Source organism: Arsukibacterium sp., assembly GCF_036735525.1.
Classification (GTDB): domain Bacteria; phylum Pseudomonadota; class Gammaproteobacteria; order Enterobacterales; family Alteromonadaceae; genus Alishewanella.
In genome coordinates this window covers 1-6257 of record NZ_DAINOE010000117.1, presented here as the reverse complement: position 1 = coordinate 6257, position 6257 = coordinate 1, and the positions used below count along the sequence as shown (strand labels likewise).

The following is a 6257-nucleotide window of genomic DNA, read 5'->3' as shown; positions in this document are numbered from 1 at the left end:
GCTGGCGAGTACCAGCATTTTATTACTCAGCATGGCGGCAGCAATAACGCCTGGACCGGTACAGAGCATAGCCATTTCTTTTTTGATTCTGATAATCAACACTTTGAACCGGCACTGGCGCGCTTTGCTGATATGTTTTGCCAGCCGTTATTTGCGGCAGATTATGTAGAAAAAGAACGGCATGCCATTGAAGCCGAGTTTTCGCTTAAATTAAAAGATGACAGCAGACGGATTTATCAGGTCCACAAGGAAACGGTGAACCCGCGGCATCCCTTTGCTAAGTTTTCCGTCGGTAATTTATTGACGCTGGCAGATACCGAAGCAGCAACCCTGCAACAGGCGCTCCAGCAGTTTTTTACTGAGCAATACAGCGCTAATCGCATGACCTTATGCTTAGTGAGCCCCTGGAGTTTAGCGCAGCAACAGCAATGGGTAGCGCAATACTTTAGCGCTTTGCCGGATAAATTAGCAGCTAAAGCTGCGCTGGATATGCCTTTGTATCTGCCTGAGCAGCAAGGCCTGCAATTAAATATCCAACCACATAAGACTACCCATAAACTGGTTGCCAGCTTTGCTATGCCGGATATTCAGCCTTGGTACCCTTACAAGGCCGTCAGTTTTATTGCGCACTTACTCGGAGATGAAGGTCCGGGCTCACTGCTAAGCTATTTAAAACAACAAGGTTTGGTTAATCAACTCAGTGCAGGTGGCGGTATTGATGGCAGTAACTACAAAGACTTCACGGTGGCTTTTGAATTAACCGAAGCCGGTTTAGCCGACCAAACTGCGGTGTTAACGGCGTTATTTAGTACCATTGCATTGCTGAAACACAGCCCTTTTCCTGAACATTTATTTAAAGAGCGGCAAAGCCTGTTGCAACTGGCCTATCGTTATCCTGAGCCCGCTAATGCCTTGCAAACGGCCAGTCAGTTATCGGTAAATATGCAGCATTATCCACCTGAGGATGTGTTGTTTGGTGATTATCGAATGGAGCTGCCGCCCATTGCCCTGTATCAGCAATTACTGGGCTACCTGAGGGCCAGCAATATGCGCTTAATGCTGATAAGCCCTGCAGTTGACGTAGACAGAGCAGCCCGCTGGTATCAGACACCCTACAGCATCACGCTCTTAGCAAAAAACGTATTGCAACAGCTCGATGCCAGTCCACTGCTGGCAGATATTCAGCTTCCCGCCAGTAACCCTTACATTATGGACGAGCTGCAATTACAACCTGAGCACACACATCAACCTTTGCCAGTGCGCTTATTGCATGAACCACAGCTCAGTGTTTGGTTTAAAACCGATACCGAGTTTGCCACCCCCAAAGGCCATATTTTTTTGCAGTTAACCCTGCCTAACTGTATTGCCTCTACCGATAGCATGGCGGCCAGCAGGCTTTGGGTCGAGCTGTTTACTGATCAAATCAACCAGCAACTCTATACGGCCACCACAGCAGGCTTAAATTATCACTTACACGTACAGCGTCAGGGGATCAGTATTCATACCAGTGGCTTATCAGCCAATCAAAGCAGATTATTACAAGATATTTTAGCCTTAGTACCGCACTTAACCTTCAGTGAAGCGCGCTTTGACGAGCTAAAAATGCAACTCTGCCGGCATTGGGAGAACAGCAGTAAAAACAAACCTGTCGCCCGCTTATTCAGCCAATTATCTGCTTTGTTACAACCTCTAAACCCAGATATTCATGAGCTACAACAACGGCTGCAACAGCTTAGCTATGATGATTTTTGTCAATTTAACCAACAACTATTGCAGCAAGTGCATTTAGAAGCGCTGATGTTGGGTAACTGGCAACAGCATGATGCAGCAGAGCTGATCACCCTGTTACGCCATTGGCAACAACAATTGCCCAGCGTTGGTCGAGCCCTGCCCTCCCCGCCACAACTGATAAAAGGCATAGGTCCGCTGTGGCTGCAACAGCAGGTAGAGCATAATGATCAGGCGCTGGTGATCTATTTGCCCGGCACGGATAAAACGCCGCAGCAAATTGCCCGCTTTATGCTGGCAAACCATCTGATGTCACCACGTTATTTCCATCAATTACGAACTGAGCAGCAAATGGGCTATTTGGTCGGCACCGGTTATGTGCCCATTAACACCCTGCCTGGCATGGCGTTTTATATTCAGTCGCCTAATTTTAGTTGTGCTGATCTCTATCAGGCGACCCTGGCTTTTTTCCATCAATTTCTGGCCGATTGTCAGGCGCTCAGTGAAGAAGAGTTTGTTGACATGAAGCAAGGGCTCTCATCGCAGCTGGCAGAGCGTGATGCCAGTTTAGGCGCCAGAGCAAAACGGATCTGGCTGGCCATTGGGCAGAGCGACCATCAATTTGATTTAAGCCAGCGCATCACTGCGGCACTACAAGAGCTGCCATTAAAGGATTTTATTGCATTCTTACAGCGTCTGTTAGCCAGCGACTATGATGCCGTGATGCTGGGTACCTCGGCTATGCCAGCGCATAGCCGTTTAAAACAAATCAGTATTGGCCAGTGGCAACAGATGACAGCAGCTGAAAATGTTTTTGACAGCCAGCACTGACTTGGGTACCTTAGAGTCTACGTCTGGCAATATGTATTGTAAGTGACTATAAAAACAATAAAATTTTACAACTCCAGTCTATTGTTAACACTTGTTTTGCCGCCTCCGTTATTGGGAAGCAGTTGGGATAAGCTACAACCCTATGTACTGAGTAGCGTTTTAGTTGCTGCAGGCTTTGCCCTGCTGCTGGCGTATTTCAGCATCCGCAAAATGCGCCGTTACCATCGAAAATTAGCCAAAAGTGAAGAGCGCCTGCGTTTGTCACTCTGGGGTAGCGGAGATGAGTTATGGGACTGGAAAATCAGTAGCGGTGAATTATATCGTTCTGCATCCTGGTTAGAGCCGGTTCATATCAACGACCAACAGCAAGATTTCCCGCCAAATAAAAAACAGATTCATCCGCAAGATTTAAAAAGAGTGACCGAAGCGTTAAGTCAGCACCTTGCAGGAAATAGCCCTTTTTTTGAGGCAACCTATCGCTTAAAATCCAACAATGCCAGTTATACCTGGGTGCTAGACCGAGGCAAGGTAGTGGCTTACAGCGCAGATGGCAAAGCCAGCCGTATGACAGGCGCCTTAAAAAATATCAGCAAACTCAAGCAAGCTGAAGAGCGGATGCAGCTGCTGGCGCGCTGCCTGGAAAATATCTCTGATGCGGTAGTCATTTGCGACACCCAGTTCAACATTATTGAGGTTAACCCCGCTTTTTCGCTGATTACCGGCCGTGAACGTGATGCGGTACTACATAAGCGTTTTGAACTATCGCAATATCCCAGCCGTTTTATGCAGGATATTCATCGGCAATTGAACCAACAAGGTCGTTGGCGCGGAGAAATTCGTGAACAAAAAGTCAATGGTGACAGCTACGAAGCCGAGCTGAGCTTTGATGTCATTAAAAACGAGTTGGGCATGCCGCACCAATATGTTGCCGTGTTTTCCGACATTACCGATCGTAAAACACGTGAAGCTGAATTAAGCCGCCTCGCTAATAGCGATACATTGACAGGCTTGCCGAATCGCGCAGTCTTTATGACCCGACTGGCCAGTTTGGTCAAAAGTACCACTGAACATGCGTTAATGGTATTCGATCTTGATAATTTTAAGAAAATTAATGACTCACTCGGTCATGAATTAGGTGACAGTTTACTGTGTAAACTGGCTAAACGCTTACAAACCGATACTTACTACCAGCATAAATTATTTCGCTTAGGTGGCGATGAATTTGCCATCTTGCTGGAAAACACCAACGACATACATGCCATTACCAGCCGAGCCAAGGGCTTACTGCAAGAGATCAACCGGCCATTTTTTGTCGAGCAACATGAGTTAGCCATTACCAGTAGTATAGGCATAGTGCTGTACCCGGAAGATGGTAAAGATCCGCAAGCTTTACTGCGTAATGCCGATACGGCGATGTATCATGCCAAAAATGCCGGCGCTAACCGTTATCTGTTTTTTAATGATGCCATGAACAAGCAGGCGGTAAAACGCCTGCAGGTTGAGAATCTTATTCGCTATGGCTTAAAAGAAGACTATTTTAGCGTGTTTTATCAGCCGAAAATTGACAGCACTACCGGCTTGGTCATGGGCATGGAAGCGCTAGTGCGCTTTGTTACACCAAAAGGCGGCCTGGTTAGCCCTGGTAGCTTTATTCCGGTGGCAGAGGAAACCGGGCAAATTGTGGATATTGGTGCTGTGGTACTGCGTAAAGCCTGTCTGGATGTTAAACGCTGGATTGATCAGGGGCTGTTTCAGGGCCGGGTGGCCGTAAACCTGTCGGCAAAACAATTTATGCTGCCATTCTTATGTGAACAGATAGACGACATTTTGCAACAGACAGAGCTGCCTTCTTACCATCTGGAGTTAGAAATTACCGAAGGGACAGTGATGCAATCGCCTACGCTGGCGATTGATACCATGAAAAAACTGCGTGCGCGCGGTATTCACCTGGCGATGGATGACTTTGGCACCGGCTACTCTTCGCTGGCCTACTTAAAGCAGTTTCCATTAAACACCCTTAAAATAGACAAAGCCTTTATTGATGATATGGGAAATGCCCGCGGCCGCAATATGGTCGATACAATCGTTACCATAGCGCATAACCTTAGTTTATCTGTAGTTGCTGAAGGCGTGGAAACCCAGGATCAGTTAGATAAACTCCGTAAGTTACGCTGTGAAGTGATCCAGGGCTATTTTTACAGCAAACCGCTCAGCGCGGAAGATTTTGGTCAGTACTTACTGGACAGCCGTAAAAGCCGGGCGCAATTGGTGGCCAGCTAAACCGGGGCGTTTTAACAACAAACAGCCGTAAAAAAAGCCCTTACGGGCTTTTAATCGGCATCGGTCTCGACGTACGAAAAATCGTCTGAGCCATCAGCAATACGCTTTTTACCGAAGACGGTATGAAATTTACGCTTTTCGCTGAGCCGCTGTTTGTACTTTAACCAGGTTTTTTCGAAGCTCGTGGTGGCTTCCGCTTCACCTTTGCAAACCAGAAGAAAACGCTGTTCTTCTTCATTTACCGGTTCACGTTGACCCTGTTCCAGTTGTTGCATTGCAAAACCGTGTTTCTCCAGCAAGTTACCTTCTGCCAGAGTAAAGCGCCCGGACCGGGTAAATCCGCGGGGGAAATTCCGGTCATCGAAAAAGCGACGATTAGCGACAAAACTTTGCTGCATCACTTTTTTCCTCTAATGTCGTTGAATATCAAGCCAGCCTGTTTAAACTGTGCGGAGTATGGTTAACAAAATTCCTGTCGTAAAACAAAAATTTTTTATTGATACGATAAATATTACTAAGGAAAGCGTTTGGACACCGATCTGTTAAAAACCTTTTTAGAAGTACAGCGTACGCGGCACTTTGGCAAGGCGGCGGAGAATTTATACCTGACGCAATCTGCGGTGAGTTTTCGGATCCGCCAGTTAGAACAGCAGCTTGGCGTTAACCTCTTTGTACGTCACCGTAATAATATTCAGCTGACTGAGGCTGGTGATCGCCTGTTACCTCACGCTCAAGCGATGCTCATGGCACTGCAGCGCGCTAAACAAGAGGTGGCGCTATGTAACCATCAGGCCCGGCAACTGACGCTTGGCGCTACCGCTAATATCTGGGATTGCGGCTTATTAAATGCTTTTATTGCCGTTCAACCACAAATGCCTTCGCTGAACTGGCGGGCAGAAACCCTCAGCCGCGAACATCTGACCCGGCAATTACTGGAACATCAGCTGGATTTAGCCCTGGCCTTTGACCCACCTAAAGTGGATGAAATACTGGTCAGTAAAGTCACAGATATCCGACTACTGGCCATTAGCAGCCAGCCCGATTGCCGGCTTGGCGCGGATACAACAGATTATGTTTATGTCGAATGGGGTACGGCTTTTGATATTCAGCATGCGAAAGCCTTCGCTGAGTTAGCGCCGCCTTTAGTGAGAACCAGCAGCGCCAGAATTGCATTAGAGCAGTTGTTGCATAATGGCGGTAGCGCTTATTTACCAGAGCAGATGGTACAACCTTTAGTTGCACAACAACGCTTATTTGTGGTGCCTGAGGCACCGAAGATGGAACGAACACTGTATTTTGCTTGTCGAACAACCGACAATTCTGGCGATCTTCAGCAATTATTTCACCTGCTGCGCCGGCACCTAACTAGAGGCTGTTGATCTTTGAACGAAAATTAGACGGCATAGCAACAAGGTATA

General features: G+C 47.2%; 4 protein-coding genes. 3 read left to right on the top strand and 1 reads right to left on the bottom strand.

Annotated features, from left to right (window positions below):
* Together V7D78_RS15585 and V7D78_RS15580 are read left to right on the top strand one after the other, a co-directional pair.
* Positions 1-2559, top strand: a 2559-nt coding sequence (locus V7D78_RS15585; protein ID WP_333609382.1) for an insulinase family protein, incomplete at its 5' end; no start/stop codon positions are given.
* 81 nt (positions 2560-2640) lie between these two features.
* Positions 2641-4839 carry a putative bifunctional diguanylate cyclase/phosphodiesterase gene (locus tag V7D78_RS15580; protein ID WP_333609381.1) on the top strand — a complete coding sequence of 733 codons (2199 nt, stop codon included), beginning with the start codon at positions 2641-2643 and terminating at the stop codon, positions 4837-4839.
* 50 nt (positions 4840-4889) lie between these two features.
* Here the strand turns inward: V7D78_RS15580 and maoP are convergent, their stop codons facing one another.
* The gene (maoP, locus tag V7D78_RS15575; protein ID WP_333609380.1) at positions 4890-5237 is read right to left on the bottom strand and encodes a DUF413 domain-containing protein; all 348 of its coding nucleotides are present in this window, start codon (positions 5235-5237) and stop codon (positions 4890-4892) included.
* A gap of 129 nt (positions 5238-5366) precedes the next feature.
* Here maoP and hdfR point away from each other — a divergent pair, with 129 nt between their 5' ends.
* Positions 5367-6218, top strand: coding sequence for an HTH-type transcriptional regulator HdfR (gene hdfR, locus V7D78_RS15570; RefSeq protein WP_333609379.1), 852 nt, complete (start codon positions 5367-5369; stop codon positions 6216-6218).
* The last annotated feature ends 39 nt before the right edge of the window (positions 6219-6257 follow it).